Source organism: Psychrobacter sp. YP14, from assembly GCF_003209315.1.
GTDB classification, from domain to species: domain Bacteria; phylum Pseudomonadota; class Gammaproteobacteria; order Pseudomonadales; family Moraxellaceae; genus Psychrobacter; species Psychrobacter raelei.
The window spans coordinates 993149-1012211 of record NZ_CP029789.1; the positions used below are offsets into that span (position 1 = coordinate 993149).

A 19063-nucleotide genomic window follows, 5' to 3' on the forward strand; every position below is an offset into this window, starting at 1 on the left:
GTAACTAGATTAAATCTTGAAAAGCTCGCTTTATGTACATCATCAAGTACACTGCAATTATTTAGATAATTCAAACCATTGGTTCTACTGGCTTAAATATCCAAGCATCTACTGTCAATGAGAGTCAGTGTTCACCAAGGGCAGTATTTTCCAGAGACAAGCCAGCTTAGTTTATATAATATTCAAAATAGCATTTCAGTACAAACCTTTAAGCTCAGCTCATCATCAATTTGCGGTTAACTTGATTGTCCCGTATAATACCACTCACTTTATCAACCCACGCCATGACACACTTGTGCATTTGGCCACAACCTACGGAGGAATCAGTATGTATTTGTTTCAAAAAACTGTGTTACAGATGACGCAAAACACAATGAGTGATGACCTCGGTACGGTTGTTGTTAGCTTGAGCTAAGCTTATCCTACCTCGATCATTTCTCTAGACCAACTACTGGTCACATTCCAATTTGCATTGTCTTAACTCATTGACCTTAGGTTAATGGGCTTTTTGCGTCTGCTATTTAATACAATATCACCCTCTATATTATGACTTACGTGACGCAAAGCACAGTATTTAATATATAGAGGCGACTGGGTGTTGTTTGTGAAGCCTATGGAATTACCGTACAGCAAGCGAACAAATAATACCCGGTCGTGATAACGCTTAATACAACAAAACATATTCAAAGCGAATAAGTTTGGTTAAACAAGTCTATGGTTCTAAACCGCTTATTCGACTAAAAAATAAAGGTAATAACAAAATGGGCATACAGCTAATTTTGAATGAAAACAGTAAAAAAGGTGTACCCGTTAAGGTATATACCCAAGATATCGCACAAGAGGCGATACAACAATTACGTAATATGGCGCAGCTAGAATTTGTACACTCACACATCGCAGTGATGCCAGATGTACACGTGGGCAAAGGCGCAACGGTGGGCAGCGTGATTCCGACCAAATCCGCCATTATCCCTGCCGCAGTTGGGGTGGATATCGGCTGTGGGATGAATGCGGTGCGTACCTCGCTAACTGCCAGCGACTTGCCAGACAGTCTAAGAGCGGTGCGCTCAGCGATTGAGAAGCAAGTGCCGGTTGGCTTTAATATGCACAATCAAATCACAGCCAAAGCCTCAACCCTTGATCCGTTAGGTAAACGCTTAAAGCCGATTACTGATAAGCATCCGGGGCTTTTAAAGATGCTCAAAGGTTTTGAGCGGACTTGGGCCAAACAGCTTGGTACGCTTGGTGGCGGTAACCACTTTATCGAGATTTGTCTTGATGAGAACAACGATGTGTGGGTGATGCTGCACTCGGGTAGCCGAGGTATTGGTAACTGTATCGGCCGCTACTTTATTAATTTGGCCAAAAAAGAGCATCAATCACGCTTTGGTCATGTGCCTGACAAAGATTTATCCTATTTTGCTGAAGGTTCAAGCAGCTTTGATGACTATGTCGAAGCGGTGCAGTGGGCGCAGGATTATGCGGTGCAAAACCGCAAAGAGATGATGCGTTTGGTATTAAATGCGATGCAGTCTAAGCAGGCAAAATTACCGCCCTTTACCCTGACCAAAGAAGCCATTAACTGTCACCACAACTATGTGGAGCAAGAGAAGCATTTTGGCGAAAACGTCTATGTCACTCGCAAAGGCGCTATCAGTGCTTACGAGGGTGAGCTGGGTATTATTCCAGGCTCTATGGGTGCTAAGTCGTTTATCGTGCGAGGTCTTGGTAATGAAGAGTCGTTTTGCTCATGTTCACATGGGGCAGGGCGTAAGATGAGCCGAACCAAAGCATCTAAAACCTTTACCGTTGATGAGCTTAAAGCACAAACCGCAGGCGTTGAGTGTAAAAAAGACAAAAGCGTACTCGATGAAATCCCCGGTGCGTACAAAGACATCGATGAGGTGATGGATAACCAAAAAGACTTGGTTGAGGTGGTGCATACGCTTAAACAGGTGCTGTGTGTGAAGGGATAGTTATTTGGACTATTTCATCCTGCTACGTTGTCAATCTCGCTTGAAGTACTGCAAGTGCATCGTCGCTTCATTTCACAGGTAGGTGTTCCTTGAACACTATGTTCGCTTTTTGTCCTTCAAGATAAGCAAATATTACAAATTCGAAGAAGTAAGGAAATTAACATGAAGTCTTATCCTTATATCAATCAAAACGGTAAACGAAGACCGCAAAATAAGGAGTGGCAAGGTGTTAGGGCAGAAATGATACGCCTTAAGTCAGAGCTACATATAAGTGATAATGAGTTTCGTCCATTATCGCCTCATGACAACTGGAGAGGTATTGAAAATAATATTTATCAGACATTTTGTCATTTAACGAGTGGGGCAACCAAGCCAATACGGTTATGGCAGTGTTTAGAAGGTGACGTTGTTTCTGCCAATTTAGGTGAACATCCAGAGAGTTATTTACAGCACTTACTAGATGTTAATGAAACTATTTTTTGTGGTGTTTCAGGTTCTTATAAAGAGCAATCTAAGTTATGGCTTTATGAAGGAAAAATTCGAACCATTCAAAAAATTATGTCTGAAGTATATTTCTTTGATGAGTTTTATTTCATATCTAAGAAATATGATTGGCTAATTTGTATTAATCACTATGACCTACTTATTGCAACAGGTAAAGATAAGCCAAAAAAACTAAAAGAGTTAGAGAAACTTATAGTTTAAAAAGACTATTCTGCATATTAAGGAGTATAAAAATGTCATCAACTAAAAAACAAAACAACCAACCAAATAAAAAATTAGAAGATTTAGGACAAAACTATGAGCTTAAAACAAACCTTAAAGCTGGCGAAGCAACTAGAGAGTCGAGCCAACAAGAGTGAGGATAGCCTGAATAATACGGCGAACCTCAGCGCTCTAAAAGATGAAACCAAACCTCGTAATCATGTTGCGTTTAATCCGCTACTTAAAAAGGGCGGCGTCCATGAAAAAGACAATATCGAAGCGGTGCGTAAGAAAAAACGCCGTGAAACCAAGAAAATTCTGCGTCAAAAGGATTGGCTGTCAGAAATATAAAGGCTTTAATTTAAACTGTCTTAGAAGAAGCCCATTCTATGGATATAGGATGGGTGTTAATCACATAGTAGTTTATTGCACAGACTCTAGGTGATGTCACTGTTTACAATATGTGCTCTAAATTAAATTGTAATAAGGTTAAGGATAACACAATAAAATGGATGAATATCGCCCGACGAAACTTACGCAGCCTCAGCAACATTTTTTAAATCAATACTTATCAGCATTAACCAGTGAAGAAAGACAAAATATTCCCAATTTAGATGATATTCCTGCTGAGTATTTCTGTGCTGATGAGGTTAATGCTAATGAGTGCGCAAGATTGGTTGAGCTAGGTATCAAAACAGCATCCTGTAGCTTAAAAGGTGGATGGGATTATGACGGTGAGCCTTTGCCTGAAATTGGTTCACTAACGATTGTGACAGATTGGGAGGGCAGACCCATTTGTATCACCCAGTTAACCGATATCAGTATTGAGAAATTTAAAGACGTTACTGAGGATTTCGCTCAAGCTGAGGGAGAGGGAGATGGTACTTATGATTGGTGGAGAGATGCGCATATCTCGTTTTTTACTGACTACGCACAATCAGTTGATAGTCATTTTACACAAGATTCTGAGTTGGTGTTAGAGCGGTTTAAAAAGGTCTATCCCTTATGATATCTATCTATGTAAATGTTATTTGAATGTAGCTAACAGTTTAAAAAGTCTGTTCTAGTCCCATTAAACAATGAGCATTTCCTTTAGTTATTTTATCAGTTCTATCCTAAGTAAACATCTTTACTTTTATACTGCCACTAAGGAGTCTCATGAGCCTATTTTTCGAAAAACTTGTCAATCCTTTCCCCAAAATTGATAATCAAACCCCTCCAAATACTTTGTGGGGCTTTATTCGTTATCATAATCAGGGGTATGGCTGGGTATTTCTTGCATTAGGCATATTAGAGGCACTGTCAGCAATAAGTGAAATTGCCATTTATGCTTTTATGGGGCAATTGGTTGATTTGCTCAGTGAGCATGACAAAGCAACCTTTTTGCAAAGCGAGATGCCGACCTTACTGGGTTATTCAGCCTTGCTACTGATAGCCATGCCGATTATTAATTATCTACGCACCTCGCTTAGAAGCCGCACTTTAAATGGTAACTTGCCGATGAGTGTGCGCTGGCGCTCGCACCGCTACTTGCTCAATCAGGGCATGTCGTTTTTCCAAGATGAGTTTGCAGGGCGGGCGGCGACCAAGGTCATGCAAAGCAGTATGGCGGTGCGTGAAGTGACCTTGATTTCAGTCTCGGTGATGGTTTATGTACTGGTTTATTTCGGCAGTATGCTATACGTATTAACCAACCTAAATACATGGTTTTTGGTACCTATGCTGGTGTGGCTGGGTATTTATACCGCGCTGCAATTTTATTTTAATCCTAAAGTGCGCCAGTACTCGCAAGCGCAGTCTGATGCCCGCTCGACCATGACCGGCCGTATTGTGGATGCCTATACCAATATTAATACCGTCAAGCTGTTTGCGCATACCGACAGCGAAGCAGAATACGCGCGCGACAGTATGGATACCTATTTGCAGACGGTGTATAAGCAAATGGGCACGTTATCAACCTTGATGATAACCATGACCATTTTGAACTATATCCTTATTTTTGCGACCAGTGCGCTCAGTATCTATCTGTGGCTGCATGACTTGGTTGGCCTTGGTGCGATTGCGGTTGCGGTATCGATGGCACTAAGACTGCTCGGCATGTCACGCTGGGTGATGTTTGAGCTGACTGACTTGTTTGAAAGCTTAGGGACAGTGCGTGATGGGATGAGTTTACTGACCAAACCCTTGACCCTAACCGATAAAGCAGATGCTCAGCCGTTAGCAGTACAAGGCGCACAAGTTGATTTTAACCATGTCCGATTTAGCTATCACAGAGCGGGTATTAATGATGGTGACAGTGAGGCCGATAAAGAGTTAAGCATATTCAAAGATTTAGATTTGCATATCAAGCCAGGCGAGCGTATTGGTCTAGTCGGTCGCTCGGGTGCGGGCAAGTCAACCTTGGTGAATTTGCTACTGCGGTTTTATGATGTGCAAGGCGGTAGCATTTGTATCGACGGGCAGAATATTAGCAAAGTGGCGGAAGAAAGCTTGCGCGAACACATTGCGATGGTGACGCAAGATACCTCGCTATTGCACCGCACCGTTCGTGAAAACATCATCTATGGTAAGCCTGATGCCACAGAAGAAGAGCTTGAGCGTGCGATCAAACAAGCCAATGCTGATGAGTTTATTGATTCATTGGTGGATTTAAAAGGCAATACGGGGCTGGATGCGCAAGTGGGTGAGCGCGGTGTGAAGCTGTCAGGCGGTCAACGTCAGCGTATCGCCATTGCGCGTGTGCTATTAAAAGATGCACCGATTTTAATTCTGGATGAAGCAACCTCAGCACTCGATAGTGAGGTGGAGGCGGCGATTCAAGAGAGCTTGGATAACTTAATGCAAAATAAAACAGTCATTGCCATTGCCCATAGACTGTCGACCATTGCATCGATGGACAGACTGGTGGTGATGGATCAAGGGCGCATTATCGAGCAGGGTACGCACCAAGAGCTGCTTGCAAAGCAGGGTGTTTATGCCAGTCTGTGGGAGCGTCAAACTGGTGGCTTTTTAACCGATGAATAAAGAGGCTGACTGACAGCGAGTAAGTGATGAGTGCAGAGCGCGCACAAGCTTGGTATGACAGGTTAACCCAGCGTTCAGACGTGCACCTTAAAGTGCCATCTAAGTGCGTGTATCATCGATGGGTGTTGCCAAGACCCTGTAAATCCTGCTATAACACTTTGGTGTCATTGCCCTTCAATTTTTAAATCTAAGGATAATCTATGCCAAGCGTTAATCAATATTTTGACAACAAAGTCACCTCAATTGCCTTTCAAACCGAGACAAAGCCTGCCACTGTCGGCGTGATGGAAATTGGTGAATATGAGTTTGGTACCAGCGAGTTTGAAACCATGACAGTCGTCAGCGGTGCATTAACCGTAAAGCTGCCAGGCTCAGATGAGTTTGTGACTTATGACGCCGGTCAAAGCTTTACCATTGATGCCAATCAGAAGTTTCAGGTAAAAGTTGCGGTTGAGAGCGCTTATCTGTGTACTTATGGCAAATAAGAAGCCGCGGTAACTAAAGATAAAAAAAGATAAAAAAAGATAAAAATAGCAAAGCAGCAGACCTAAGTTTGCTGCTTTTTTGTTTGGTATGTATCAGGCATATTGACTGCTTTGTATTAATGATACATTTTGTATTGAAATAAAAAGGCAAATCGGTTAATAATAGACAGGTTAATAGGATGTTAACTTAACTCTTATCCCCCAGCGCCCAATATAGGGCATGCTAGAAGATGCTAAAGGAATAGCGACATGTCACTTACTACCCCCACATCACTGAACTCTATCAGTTACGCTGAATTTTATCAGCAGTTTGACCAACAAGACCTACTAAAACAAATATTCCAAGATCATCCTGAGGACGCGCTGAATGCTTATTTGGCATGCTGCGGCAGGCATGTGCGTAATGGCTTAGGTGATAAAGTGGCCTTGGTACATGAAGATACTAAGCAAAAAATTACTCAGCTTAGCTTCAATGAGCTAGATCAAAGAAGCGCCCAAGTGGCCAACTTGCTCAAAGCCTATGGCGTCAAAGCTGGTGATAGAGTAGCGACCATGCTACCGCGCACCCCAGAGCTGCTTATTGTGGTGTTGGCCACCTGGCGTGTCGGGGCAATTTATCAGCCTCTATTCACCGCCTTTGGGGTGGAGTCTATCGCTTATCGACTCGATAAAGCGGACACCAAGGTGGTATTTACCAATTTGGACAACCGCTCAAAATTTGATGAGATTGAAAACTTGCCTACGATGGTGTTGATTGAAGCGCAAGCCGCCGCGGATGCTAGTGGTTACAGCGATGATATCTTTGCCAAAGCCGAGCAGTATTCTGAGGTGTGTGAGCCGGTACTACTGACCCCCGATGCGCCATTTTTACAAATGTTTACCTCAGGTACTGTGGGCAAGTCAAAAGGCGTTAGTGTGCCTTTGGCCGCTTTGCCAACTTTTTATCTGTACATGCGCTATGCCATTGACCTGCAACAAACAGACCACTACTGGAACATGGCCGATCCTGGCTGGGCTTATGGCTTGTATTATGCCATTACCGGTCCGTTATTGATGGGCATTACCACTTACTTTAATGAGATGGGTTTTGATGCCCAGAACACCCTTGATTTCCTAGTCCGACATAAAATTAGCAACATAGCTTCCTCGCCAACTGCATTTAGAATGATGAAATCCAGTGGGGTCTTTGAAGGTGTGGCGGACCAATTGTCGTTACGTGTGGCCAATTCAGCAGGTGAGACACTCAATACCGAAGTGGTGGGCTGGGTGAGCGAAAACCTAGGCTGCAAGGTCTGCGATCAGTATGGTCAGACTGAGACGGGTATGACCTGCTGCATGCATCATGCGTTGCAGCATGAGGCGCCCACAGGCAGCATGGGAATGCCACTACCAGGACATAAACTGGTGGTATTAGATGCCGATATGCAACCGGTAGAAGATGGGGTGCAAGGGCAATTGGCAGTGGTGGTTAGTCAGTCGCCAGCCTTTTATTTTAATGGCTACAGCTGGAATGAAAAACAGGCCTTTTTCGATGACTATTATTTGACTGGTGATGTGGTTGAGCGTCATCAAGATGGCACGTTCTGGTTTGCCGGTCGTGATGATGATATTATCATTACCGCAGGCTACCGCATTGGGCCCACCGATGTGGAAAACTGTGTGATGGAGCACGAAGCTGTGGCAGAATCGGCTGCTGTGGGAGTTCCGGATGAGATGCGTGGCCATGTCATCAAATCTTATGTGGTGTTAAAAGAGGGCATTGATGGCTCAGAAGATTTGGTCAATCAAATAAAGTCTTTGGTACAAAAGCGGCTGTCAGCTCATGCTTATCCGCGTTATGTGGAGTTTGTGACGGCATTGCCGAAAACACCCAGTGGCAAAATACAGCGTTTTTTATTGCGTCAATCAAATTGATAAATATGACTAAACCTGTTTAAATAAATGCTAAAGTTGTTTGACTGTTTGTTCGAGTAATAACTCATAATTTAACCATAAAAAAGGATTTTAAATGAAGATTGCATCACAAGCTTTTATCGTAACCGGCGGCGCTTCAGGATTGGGTGCGGCCACCACACGTGAATTGGTCCAACGCGGTGCCAAAGTGGTTGTTGCAGATCTAAATGCACAAGCCGGTGAGGCACTGGTTAGCGAGCTTGGTGACAGTGTGCGCTTTGTGGCCTGTGATATTACAAAAAGTGAAGATGTGGAGCATGCCGTACAGACTGCCGAAAAAGAGTTTGGCGGGCTAGCTGGCAGTATCAACTGTGCTGGTATCGCTATCGTTCAAAAGCTGCTTGATCGTGATAACAACCCTGCTGACCTTGAGCAGTTTAACAAAGGGGTTCAGGTCAATTTGATCGGTAGCTTTAATGTGGCGCGCTTAGTGGCAGCAAGTATTGCCAAACGAGTGGCGGCCAGCGGCGGTCCTAACAATGAAGATCAAGGTATTATTATCAATACCGCATCTATCGCCGCCTTTGATGGCCAAGTGGGACAAGGCAGCTATGCCTCCTCAAAATCTGGAGTAGTGGGCTTGACCCTGCCTTTGGCACGTGAGCTGACTCGCCATGGTATTCGTGTAATGACCATTGCACCAGGTATTTTTGAAACCCCCATGATGGCAGGTTTACCAGAAAAGGCGCAAGAGCAGCTTAAAGCAAGCGTACCTTATCCCAAACGTTTGGGCATGCCTGCAGAGTACGCCAATTTGGTCGCTCATATTATTGAAAATGCCTACCTTAATGGTGAGGTAATTCGTCTTGATGGTGCCATTCGTATGACCTAATAGGCGATGATAATGAGCGTCTAAAATTAGCCCAGTGTCGATAATAAGCTGTCTTCTTAACCGAAGGCGGCTTTTTTTGTGTGTTGAGGGGTTCACTTACACCAAGTAACAGATTCACTGCCACCGGCTACTGTTTTAAGCGGCTTGTGCTATTTAAAATGGTAGTCGCTTTTTATAACTTATAACTTATAGCTTTATAATCTGACAGGAGTTGTATATGTCCGCTACGCCGTCCTTGCAACCGCCAAAAGCTGATACAGTGAAACAGGCCACTCAACCAAAACACAAGCAGCCAAACTCTGACTTGCGTCATGATTATGAAGCGCTGGCCAAGCAGGCGGCGTTACGTTATGTCAGTGATGAGCAGCCTGGCTTCACTCGCAAACGCTGGGCCAAAGGCTTTACTTATAAAGATGCGCTGGGCAATACGGTAAAAGACCCATCACTACGCAGCCGTTTTGATGCTTTGGCCATCCCGCCCATGTGGTCTGAGGTGTGGATTTGTGAGTATGAGGATGGGCACCTGCAATGTACAGGCCGTGACGAGAAAGGTCGTAAACAGTATTTATATCACGAGCAGTGGAATCAGGTACGCGATATGGCCAAGTTTGATGCGGTAATGGGATTTGGTAACGTGCTGCCTAAGCTGCGCGCACAAGTTGAGCAAGATCTTGCGGCGCCAGCGCTTAGTCGTGCTAACGTATTGGCGGCGGTAGTAAAACTACTTGAAACCACCTTAATTCGTATCGGCAATGACCGCTATGCTAAGCAAAACAACAGCTATGGTCTGAGCACTTTGCGCAGCCGTCATGTCACTGAGACTGAGGAGGGGCTTGCTTTTGACTTTGTCGGAAAAAGCTCTAAAGCGCATCATATTGAGCTGCAAGATGAGCGTTTAGTTGACATTGTTCAGGCGTGTTCTGATTTACCAGGCTATCGTATTTTTAAATATATCGATGAAGCTGGTGAGAAGCAGGTGGTCGAGAGCGGTGATATCAATGAGTATCTGCGTACCCATACTGGTTATGAGTATAGCGCTAAAGACTTCCGCACTTGGATGGCGACGGTGCTGGCGGCCGCTTATCTATATGAGTATGCCGATGATGAGGTGCTGGCAAGTGAGCCTGACAGTAAGCTGCGTCAGCAATTGGTGGTTGATATGGTTAAAGAGGTGGCGCGTAATTTGGGCAATACGCCAAGTGTCTCGCGCGCCTCTTATATTCATCCCAAAATTATTGAGCACTTTTTACAAGACAGCTTTATGGACGCTTATAAGCAGGGGCGGCGTGGCCGTAGCAAAAAATATCAATCGCTTGATGAAAAAGCAGTGTTGGCATTGTTAACCACAAACGAGTAATCTATCTCACTTTAATCTTGAATAGTTAGGCGCTTATAGATCAGCGCAGTACATCTTCTTTTAATGGCATTAATTTTTTAGACACTCGACCATGACTCGCTTTATTTTTGTCCCTGCGACATCGACTTCCACGTATCCGGCTTTAAGCGAAGAGCTTGAGGCGGCATCTGTGTGGCTACAGACTGTGTCGGCGGGCGACTGGGCTTGGCTTGGGGTCGCTATTCATATCACCCTAACGGTGTTTATGATCGTGCGTATCTTATCTACTCAGCGCAATAATGGGATTGCCATTGCGTGGTTGGTATTGTTATTTGCCATCCCTTTTTTGAGTATTATTGCTTATGTCTTGGTGGGTGAACCCTATTTGGGCAAAAGCTATAAATCACGTAACTCACAAGCCCAAAAAATGCTAAAGGCTGTCGCCAAACGTGAAGCGATTCAGTTGGCCAAAGTCGATGATACTTTGCCGCAGCGCTATCAAGGAGTCAGTCGTATTGGTACTTTTGATACTGGATTTGGGGTGTATGATAAGCACAAGATGCAGCTACTGACCTCAGCACAGGCCACGTTTGAGTCGCTAATTTCTGATATTAATCATGCCACCACCTTAATTTTGATGGAGTTTTATATCATTTATCCCAAAGGCCGGGTCCAAGAGGTCTTTGAGGCTTTAATTGCCGCAGCACAAAGAGGCGTGGAGTGTCAGATATTAGCAGATAGTGTGGGCAGTTTTAGCTTCTTTACTGATGACTGGCATAAGCGGCTAACGCAAGCAGGTGTGACCATCCATCAGTCGCTGCCAGTGGGGTTATTTAAGACCTTATTTAAACGTACGGACCTACGCAATCACCGCAAGATTGTGGTTATAGATGATGATATTGGCTATACCGGTAGCTTCAACTTGGTTGATCCTGAGTTTTTTAAACAAGACAAGGCGGTAGGTCAGTGGATTGACTTAATTATGCGCATTGAAAGTGAGAAACCGGTAAGTGTGGTGACCGCTTTGGCCGCAGTGAATGTGACTGATATTGGTGCTGAGAGCCTAACTAATTTAAAAGAGCTTGGCTTGCGCATTGATAACAATATTAATATTTATACACGCAAACTGTATCGTCCCAAGCCGGCCATTAATGATATAAATGATAAGGCATCGGGTTATCTATCGCGGCAAATCGCCTCTTTTAACTTAAGTGATGAATATGGTCATGACTTTAAGGCCTCTGATCAAAAAGTACAGGAGGGGGCAGACGAGAGGTTGCCGCAGAAGCTGGCAGGCTATATGCAGCAAATTGCCAACTTGCCAGCAATAGATAATGTCATGGCGCAGCTCATTCCTTCAGCGCCGCGCATTACAGAGCATGTGATTTATAACACCTTATTGACTGTGTTTCACCGCGCAGATCGACGCATTCAAATTACCACCCCCTATTTTGTCCCTGATGAGGCGCTGTTAGCGGCGTTAACTACCGCGGCAAAACGAGGCGTGGAGGTGACCTTAATTTTACCCAAAAAGGTCGACTCGTTTTTTGTGCAGCATGCCTCACAAGCGTCGTACTCTATTTTGATGGAGGCTGGGGTTAATATTGCCTTATTTAATGGTGGTTTGTTGCATGCAAAGACGGTGGTGATTGATGATGACTACTGCTTATTTGGCACCGTCAATATGGACATGCGCAGCTTTTATCTGAATATGGAGATTAGCTTAGCGCTTTATACCCCAAGTATTGTGGCACAAGTGGTGCGCTGCCAGCAGGCGTATTTGACCCAGTGTGAGATGCTGGATCTGGCACACTGGGAGAGCCGGCCGACTTATAAGCGTTTATTTGATTCGGGCATACGTTTGTTTAGCCCGTTATTGTAGATATATTATTGATAGCAATCGCTATTTTAAACATTTTAAATGGGGTAAAATAACGCCTATTTTTTCCGCCATTGGTTTTATTTCTTTTTATAAGGTGATATTGGGTCGATCATGCCAGACAAAAATGCCACAACATCCTCTGAACCACCCTCCGCCTTAAACGCAACTGCTGGCCAAAATGGCCAGGCCTTATCGCCGCCTTGGTATTATAGTTTAGTGATAAAGCTGTTAAAGCCGCTGTATAGGATAGCGCTGTGGCGTCGGCATAATAAAGCCACTAAGACAGGTTTGCCTGTGGCTGATTACAAAAGCGAGATTGATGCTCGATATGGCCGCCGCTACCCGCTGCCGCCGCGTTTGGCCACTGCCACAGAGGTCAGTGAGCGCACTTCTGCCTTTTATAACACTCTCATTTGGTGTCATGCCGTGTCACTGGGTGAGACCAATACCATTGCGCCTATGCTCAAGCAGATGCTCAAACAAGGTGCAAGGCTATGGATTACCAATACCACACAGACTGGATTTGCCCGCACTGAGGCCTTGTTTGCTGAAGCAATAGCTGCCGGTCAAGTGGTGCACACTTTTGTGCCAGTAGATGACAAGGCTGTGATCCAAAAGTTTGTGGATAATGCCAAGCCAGATTTGGCCATGTTCGTTGAGACTGAGCTGTGGGCCAATATTTTAGCGGTTCTTAAGCAATCTAATATACCGTCAGTCTTAGTCAATGCCCGCTTATCCCAAAAATCTTATGATAACTATGCCAAACATGCTGCCGTTAGTAAGGGCATGGTCCACAACTTAACTATGATTATCGCTCAAGATGCCGACTCCGCTAAGCGCTTTCGTTATCTGGGTACTGACGTTGTTAAAATCCGCCGTGCCAACTCCTTAAAATGGTCGACCGGCTCCATGCAGCCAAAACCGCTAGATCAACTGCGCAGTGAATTTGCCGCAAATACTCAGGCTCTACAGCGGCCGATTTGGGTAGCCGGCAGTACGCATGATGGCGAGGAGACTGCCGTGCTTAATGCCCATAAGCAGCTATTGACTCAGCCGCATATGGAGAACGCTTTACTTATCTTAGTGCCGCGCCATCCTGAGCGCTTTGATGCCGTGGCTGAGCTGATTGAACAGACTGGACTTAACTACCGCAGGCGCAGTGAGCAGCAACTGATTGATGCCGATACTCAAGTGTATTTGGCTGATACCATGGGGGAGCTGGGTGACTGTTATGAGCTGTCTGATGTGGCCTTGGTTGGTGGCTCTTTGGTCAATATCGGTGGTCATAATCCGATTGAAGCGGCCAGTCTGGCCAAGCCCATTATCATGGGGCCTTATACCCAGTCGTGTCATGAATTGGTGAGTGAGTTAAGCGCAGCTGGCGCCCTAGTGGTGGTAGACGCCGCTGAAGGCCATGCCCAAAAGCGCAGTAATAAACAATCAGCGACTAAAGGCAGCGATGGGGGGCAAACACCGGCGCCGCAATCGACGCTGCTGCAAGCTGTGCTTCAGTGGCTAGCCTATCCTGAGCAAGCACAGCGGGCCGGCCAACTAGGCGCGCAGCTGGTGGCCAAAAAAAGCGATGCCATGCAAAAGCAGCTAGCTATGATAGAGAGCTTATTGATTAAAAAGCAAATTTCCTTATCTGCTAAGCCAGATCCTAAACAAGAGCCGCTGGACCTTGATTACTTTAAAGTACGTACCCGCAGCGATGGCAGAGATGTGGACAGTGGCGAGCTATGAACCTAATTTTATTAGATCAAGCGGAGCCATCTAGCGCTCAGACTGTACTTTGTGATCCGGCTCAAATTCAGCACATACGCCAAGTGCTACAGCTGGGTGTTGGTGATCATTTAAAGGTGGGGCAAAAGCACGGAAATATAGGGACAGCTGTCATTAGCGAGATGCGCTCTGATCAGATAATATTGACTGATATGGTGTTAACGACTGCGCCGCCGGCTAAGCTGGATTTGACTGTCATACTGGCGCTACCTCGGCCCAAAGTATTGCGCCGCCTGATTATGGATATGACGGCTATTGGTGTGCGAGATATTGTGCTGGTAAACAGCTATCGCACCGATAAAAGTTACTGGCAAAGCCCGATGTTAACTCGCCTAGATGAGTTTGTTCACGAGGGACTGCAGCAAGGGATGGACACGGTGCCACCCAATATTTATCTAAAAAAACGCTTTAAACCCTTTGTCGAAGACGAGCTGAGCCTTTGGGCACAAGCGCAGCAGGCAGTGGTGGCCCATCCTTATGCGGCGACAAGCTTTAGCGACTGGAGTGACCGCAATGGCTTGCCACAAATTTTGTGCATAGGTGCAGAAGGTGGCTGGATTGAATATGAAATTGAGCTGCTGCACAATAATGGCTGTCATAGCGTAAACTTAGGCGATCGCATCTTGCGTACTGAGGCAGCGGTCAATGCGTTATGTGGCCGCTACTTCTAAAGCCGTTGTCGCACATATACTTTTAATAGATAAACAGGTAAGCTGCTAGGCCTATTACAGGTTAAGTATTTTAACCTTGTTTTAAATCTTCACCCCACTGTCCAAAAAATCATAGGTCTTAGCCATGTTAAACCCTGTTCGTGCCAGCCTTCCTATTTTTGCCAAAGCAACCTTGGCGCTGATGGTAGCTGCGGTCAGCCTAACTGGGCTGGTAGGGTGCTCGAGCCGCTCAGACACCGATACTGCTCAAGATAAAAAAGAGCAGCCACTGATGAGCCAAGAGCGCTTTCAGGTAGGTACCGATCTTGATATAGCCATGCTCAAGCCGCTGAGCGATGCTTATAAACAAGAGACGGGCATTAGTATCGAGTGGGTGCCTGTGGATCGGCAAGTATTCACCATACATTTTGATGAAGAGCCGCCGTTACACTTCGATGTGCAGCTGCCCAAAGGGGTGGATATGCTAATGATGCACAGCGCTTATAGCTTAGCCGATGCCAATGCCAGTCATGTGCTGCAACCGGTGGGATCAGAGAAGCTCACCACCCGAGTGCCGGCGCAATATAAAGACCCCCAAGGCCATTGGTTTGGGGTGGCCAAATATGCAAGAACCTTGGTGTATAACCGCAATAAGGTGAACGAGCCTGAGCTCATTAACTACGCTGGACTTGCCGCAAAAAAATGGTACGGCCGCTTGTGCATGACCGATATTTATAGCCCAGAAAACCAAGCCATTGCTAAAATGATGATGTCGTATCGGGGCACGAAGCTGACCCCAGAGATTTTGGCCAATTGGCAAACCAATATGGGCCGCCCCTCAGCCAGTAATGAGGACATCTTAAAAAATATAGAGCAAGGCCGCTGTGATGTGGGTATTGTCGACAGCGATGTGTTCTGGCACCATGCCAAAACCCATCCCGACACACCCATTCGCTTAATGTGGGCCAATCAAATTAACCGCGGCACCCTGACTAATACCATTAGTATCGGTATGATTGATGAGGGTGAAGAGGTGGGTCAGGCATTGAGATTTATGGAGTGGTTGGTCAGTGACCGCGGGCAAGCGTTATTGGCTTTTTATACCAGTGCCTTTCCTGTGGTGGATATCAAGGATGACAGTATAAATATGCAGGCGCTGCGTCCTGAGTGGACTGAGTTTGAACCAGACCTCACGGCGTTGCCGGACATTATTGCCAATCACAGCAAAATTGAGCCGCTTAAAATGGAGCCTGAGCCGGTGCTTGAAGATAAAGCCGGCGCTGCTGCTAGCACCAAAGACAATAGCGAGGCCGAAGCAGCGGTACAAAACGATTTAACCCAGGCTTCTAAACAGGCTGCCTTACAGCGTACACAGGCTGCCCAATCTGAGGCAGCAGGGGGTACTACGCCGCCTATAGTGATGCAAAATGTAGAGTAAAGCGGCTCAATGGGATAAGGTTTTAAATGAGATTGGTTAGTTATTGATAATTGTTACTATTTGTATTAAGATGCCAATCTGTGTTTAATTACAGGATTGTAACAAACACAGTTTAGACCAAACTAAAAATCAATTCTCTAAAGAGGCCAAAATGGGTACAGATAGACAAGTAACAGCAGTAGCACATTCAGGAGTAACAAAATACTCATTACTGAGTGCAGCTGTGATTGGTGCATTGGCATTAACTGGATGTAATAAGCCTGCAGATCAAACACAAACTACTGAAACCGAAAACAGCGCAGAAGTGGCACCCACTGCTGACGCCAAAACTGTAACCATTTACTCCTCACGCAATGAGCAGCTTATCCAGCCTTTATTAGATGAGTTTACTAAAGAAACGGGTATTCCCGTAGAGCTTGTGACTGATGACAGCGGCCCACTTATGGCGCGTTTGCAAGCAGAAAGCACCAATACCCCTGCCGATATGCTATTGACTGTAGATGCCGGTAACTTATGGCAAGCTGCGCAGCAAGGCCTACTACAGCCTCTAAACTCTGAAGTTGTGAACAGCAATGTCCCTGCAAAATACCATTCAGTAGATGACTTATGGACTGGTCTCTCCCTGCGTGCACGTACTATTTTTTATGATCCAGCCAAAGTAAACCCAAGCGACTTATCTACTTATGCAGATCTTGCTGATCCAAAATGGAAAGGCAAATTGTGCCTTCGCACCTCCAAAAAAGTATATAACCAGTCTTTAGTCGCCAGCATGATTGAGCATTTAGGCGCTCAAAAGACCGAAGAAATTGTGAAAGGCTGGGTGGCAAACTTAGCCGCCCCTGTGTTTAGTAATGATACCAAGCTGTTAGAAGCCATTGCCGCCGGTCAATGTGAAGTTGGTATTGCAAATAGCTACTACTATGGCCGTATCTTGGATGAAAACCCAAGCTTCCCTGTAAAACTATTTTGGGCCAACCAAGGGGAAGGCGCTGAAGCAACTGGTACACATGTGAACGTATCGGGTGCAGGTATTATCAAATCCTCTGATAACGTAGAGGGCGCTCGTAAGCTGATTGAGTGGTTATCATCAGATACCGCCCAAGGCAAATACGCCAGCAGTGATAAAGAATTCCCAGTAAAAGAAGGGATTGATGAGTCAGACATGTTGCGCTCATGGGGCAGCTTCAAGCAAGACGACATCAATGTGAGCATCTTTGGCCAGCGTCAAGCTGAAGCGGTTCAATTAATGGATCGTGCAGGATACGAATAACCTATTATTGACATTAAAATAGTAGCAAGATTGTGACACTGCGCTAGAGAGAAAACCAAAATCAGTGCTAAAGTCAAAGGGCAGTGTTCACCGCTTGTCCTAGGGCTTGGCAATAGGGTTTTATGAAAGCAACTATCTCTAAAGGGTCCTTAATAGCGAAATCAATCTTAGTATTGGTTTCGCTATTTATGTTGATACCTGTCTTTATTGTTATGCGCTCTTGGCTTGAGCCCATGGCTGATATCTGGAAGCATTTGGCAGATTATGTACTGCCACAAGTACTCAAAAACACCGCCTTAATCTTATTACTTGTCACGTTGATTGCGGGTAGTTTAGGTACTTATTTGGCGTGGCTGACCAGCATGTATCGCTTTACCGGACAGAAGTTTTTTGTCTGGGCTTTAATGCTACCCTTTGCTATTCCTGCTTATGTGTTGGCCTTTGTTAGTGTTGGGCTCTTTGATTATAGCGGCGTGCTACAGACCACTTTAAGAGAGCTGAATATAACGGGCGCACTTGGGGCACAAATTCGTAGTGTCTGGGGCGCCGGAATTATCTTATCACTGGTATTTTATCCTTACGTGTATCTGCTGGCGCGGCAAGCCTTTTTATCCCAAGGCCAGCGTGCATTAGAGGCCGGACAAATGCTGGGACTTACCCGCAGACAGGCCTTTTTTAAAGTGGCACTACCACAGGCCATGCCTTGGATTGTGGGTGGTTTGCTGCTGACGTGGATGGAGACTTTGGCCGACTTTGGTGCGGTCTCAGTATTTAATCTAGATACCTTTACTACAGCCATTTACAAAGCTTGGTTTGGCTTCTTTAGCTTAACCACAGCTGCCCAGCTGGCCGCCTTGCTTATCATTACTGTGTTTTTAATTTTGATAATCGAGCGCTATTGGCAAAAAAAACGCAGCTATTTACCCAGCGCTGGCCATCGTCAGCGTGAAGAGCTTACCGGACTGCGTAATCTATGGGCCTTTGGCTTTAGCCTGCTTATCTTTATTTTGGCTTTTGGCTTGCCGATGACTCAGCTTATCGTCTGGGTGATAAAAAACTATCACATAGATCTAGATGAGCGCTATTGGGGCTTTGTCAAAAATACCTTGGTGATAGCAGGCGCTACGGCCATCGCCATTGCGTTAGTTGCGCTATTGATAGCTTGGATGCTGCGTCAATACCCAAGCCGCAGCAATCAGCTGTTGGTATCTTTGGCTAACTTGGGCTATGCCGTGCCAGGTACGGTACTGGCAGTGGGGGTGTTTATTCCCATTGCTTGGATAGATAATTTATTAATTGCCCAGCACATTACCACCACTCAAGTGGTCAGTGGCAGTGTGATTGTCATGCTATGCGCTTTGGCCACCCGGTTTATGACGGTAGGCTTTCAGCCGATAGACCGCCAGTTGAATCGCTTAACGCCAAGTCAAGAGCAGGCGGCACAGCTATTGACCACCAACCGCTTCCAACGCTGGCGCCAGGTATATTTACCAGTGATTAGTCCTGGGGTATTTACTGCGCTGATTATGGTGTTTGTTGAGGTTACCAAAGAGATGCCAATTACGCTGATGACACGCCGCCAAGGCTGGGATACTTTGGCAGTGCGGGTTTTTGAGATGACCTCTGAGGGGATGTATGAACGGGCCGCATTGCCAAGCTTAACCATCGTCTTGGTGGGATTGATTCCGGTTATTTTGTTAATTCGTCAATCGGATAAAACCTAGCAGTGC

15 protein-coding genes are annotated in these 19063 nt (G+C 45.5%); all 15 read left to right on the forward strand.

Annotated features, from left to right (window positions below):
* Positions 1–761 precede the first annotated feature (761 nt).
* The gene (locus DLE54_RS04320; RefSeq protein WP_110816372.1) at positions 762–1976 is read left to right on the forward strand and encodes an RtcB family protein; all 1215 of its coding nucleotides are present in this window, start codon (positions 762–764) and stop codon (positions 1974–1976) included.
* A gap of 162 nt (positions 1977–2138) precedes the next feature.
* The gene (locus tag DLE54_RS04325; protein ID WP_110816373.1) at positions 2139–2681 is read left to right on the forward strand and encodes a DUF6756 family protein; all 543 of its coding nucleotides are present in this window, start codon (positions 2139–2141) and stop codon (positions 2679–2681) included.
* A 96-nt stretch (positions 2682–2777) separates the two neighbouring features.
* Complete coding sequence (locus DLE54_RS04330) at positions 2778–3032, forward strand: hypothetical protein (RefSeq protein WP_110816374.1); 255 nt, start codon at positions 2778–2780, stop codon at positions 3030–3032.
* A gap of 157 nt (positions 3033–3189) precedes the next feature.
* Entirely contained in the window at positions 3190–3690 is a 501-nt protein-coding gene (locus DLE54_RS04335; protein ID WP_110816375.1) for an ASCH domain-containing protein, read from the forward strand.
* Between the two features lie 149 nt (positions 3691–3839).
* A complete protein-coding gene (locus DLE54_RS04340) occupies positions 3840–5705 on the forward strand; it encodes an ABC transporter ATP-binding protein (protein ID WP_110816376.1) in 1866 nt (621 codons plus the stop codon).
* A 200-nt stretch (positions 5706–5905) separates the two neighbouring features.
* A complete protein-coding gene (locus DLE54_RS04345) occupies positions 5906–6190 on the forward strand; it encodes a pyrimidine/purine nucleoside phosphorylase (protein WP_011960134.1) in 285 nt (94 codons plus the stop codon).
* A 249-nt stretch (positions 6191–6439) separates the two neighbouring features.
* Positions 6440–8104 carry an AMP-binding protein gene (locus DLE54_RS04350; RefSeq protein WP_110816377.1) on the forward strand — a complete coding sequence of 555 codons (1665 nt, stop codon included), beginning with the start codon at positions 6440–6442 and terminating at the stop codon, positions 8102–8104.
* Between the two features lie 94 nt (positions 8105–8198).
* Complete coding sequence (locus tag DLE54_RS04355) at positions 8199–8975, forward strand: SDR family NAD(P)-dependent oxidoreductase (RefSeq protein WP_011960136.1); 777 nt, start codon at positions 8199–8201, stop codon at positions 8973–8975.
* Positions 8976–9192: 217 nt separating this feature from the next.
* Positions 9193–10332: a DNA topoisomerase IB gene (locus DLE54_RS04360; protein ID WP_227535520.1), complete on the forward strand. Its 1140-nt coding sequence runs from the start codon at positions 9193–9195 to the stop codon at positions 10330–10332.
* Positions 10333–10423: 91 nt separating this feature from the next.
* Positions 10424–12193, forward strand: a complete 1770-nt coding sequence (locus tag DLE54_RS04365; RefSeq protein WP_110816378.1) for a cardiolipin synthase — start codon at positions 10424–10426, stop codon at positions 12191–12193.
* Between the two features lie 111 nt (positions 12194–12304).
* Positions 12305–13936 carry a 3-deoxy-D-manno-octulosonic acid transferase gene (locus tag DLE54_RS04370; RefSeq protein WP_110816379.1) on the forward strand — a complete coding sequence of 544 codons (1632 nt, stop codon included), beginning with the start codon at positions 12305–12307 and terminating at the stop codon, positions 13934–13936.
* Positions 13933–14646, forward strand: coding sequence for a 16S rRNA (uracil(1498)-N(3))-methyltransferase (locus tag DLE54_RS04375; protein WP_110816380.1), 714 nt, complete (start codon positions 13933–13935; stop codon positions 14644–14646). Before DLE54_RS04370 ends, DLE54_RS04375 begins: the two co-directional genes overlap by 4 nt.
* Positions 14647–14770: 124 nt before the next feature.
* A complete protein-coding gene (locus DLE54_RS04380) occupies positions 14771–16063 on the forward strand; it encodes an ABC transporter substrate-binding protein (protein WP_110816381.1) in 1293 nt (430 codons plus the stop codon).
* Positions 16064–16214: 151 nt separating this feature from the next.
* The gene (locus tag DLE54_RS04385) at positions 16215–17333 is read left to right on the forward strand and encodes an extracellular solute-binding protein (RefSeq protein ID WP_193564698.1); all 1119 of its coding nucleotides are present in this window, start codon (positions 16215–16217) and stop codon (positions 17331–17333) included.
* Between the two features lie 122 nt (positions 17334–17455).
* Positions 17456–19057, forward strand: coding sequence for an ABC transporter permease (locus DLE54_RS04390; protein WP_011960143.1), 1602 nt, complete (start codon positions 17456–17458; stop codon positions 19055–19057).
* Positions 19058–19063 lie beyond the last annotated feature (6 nt).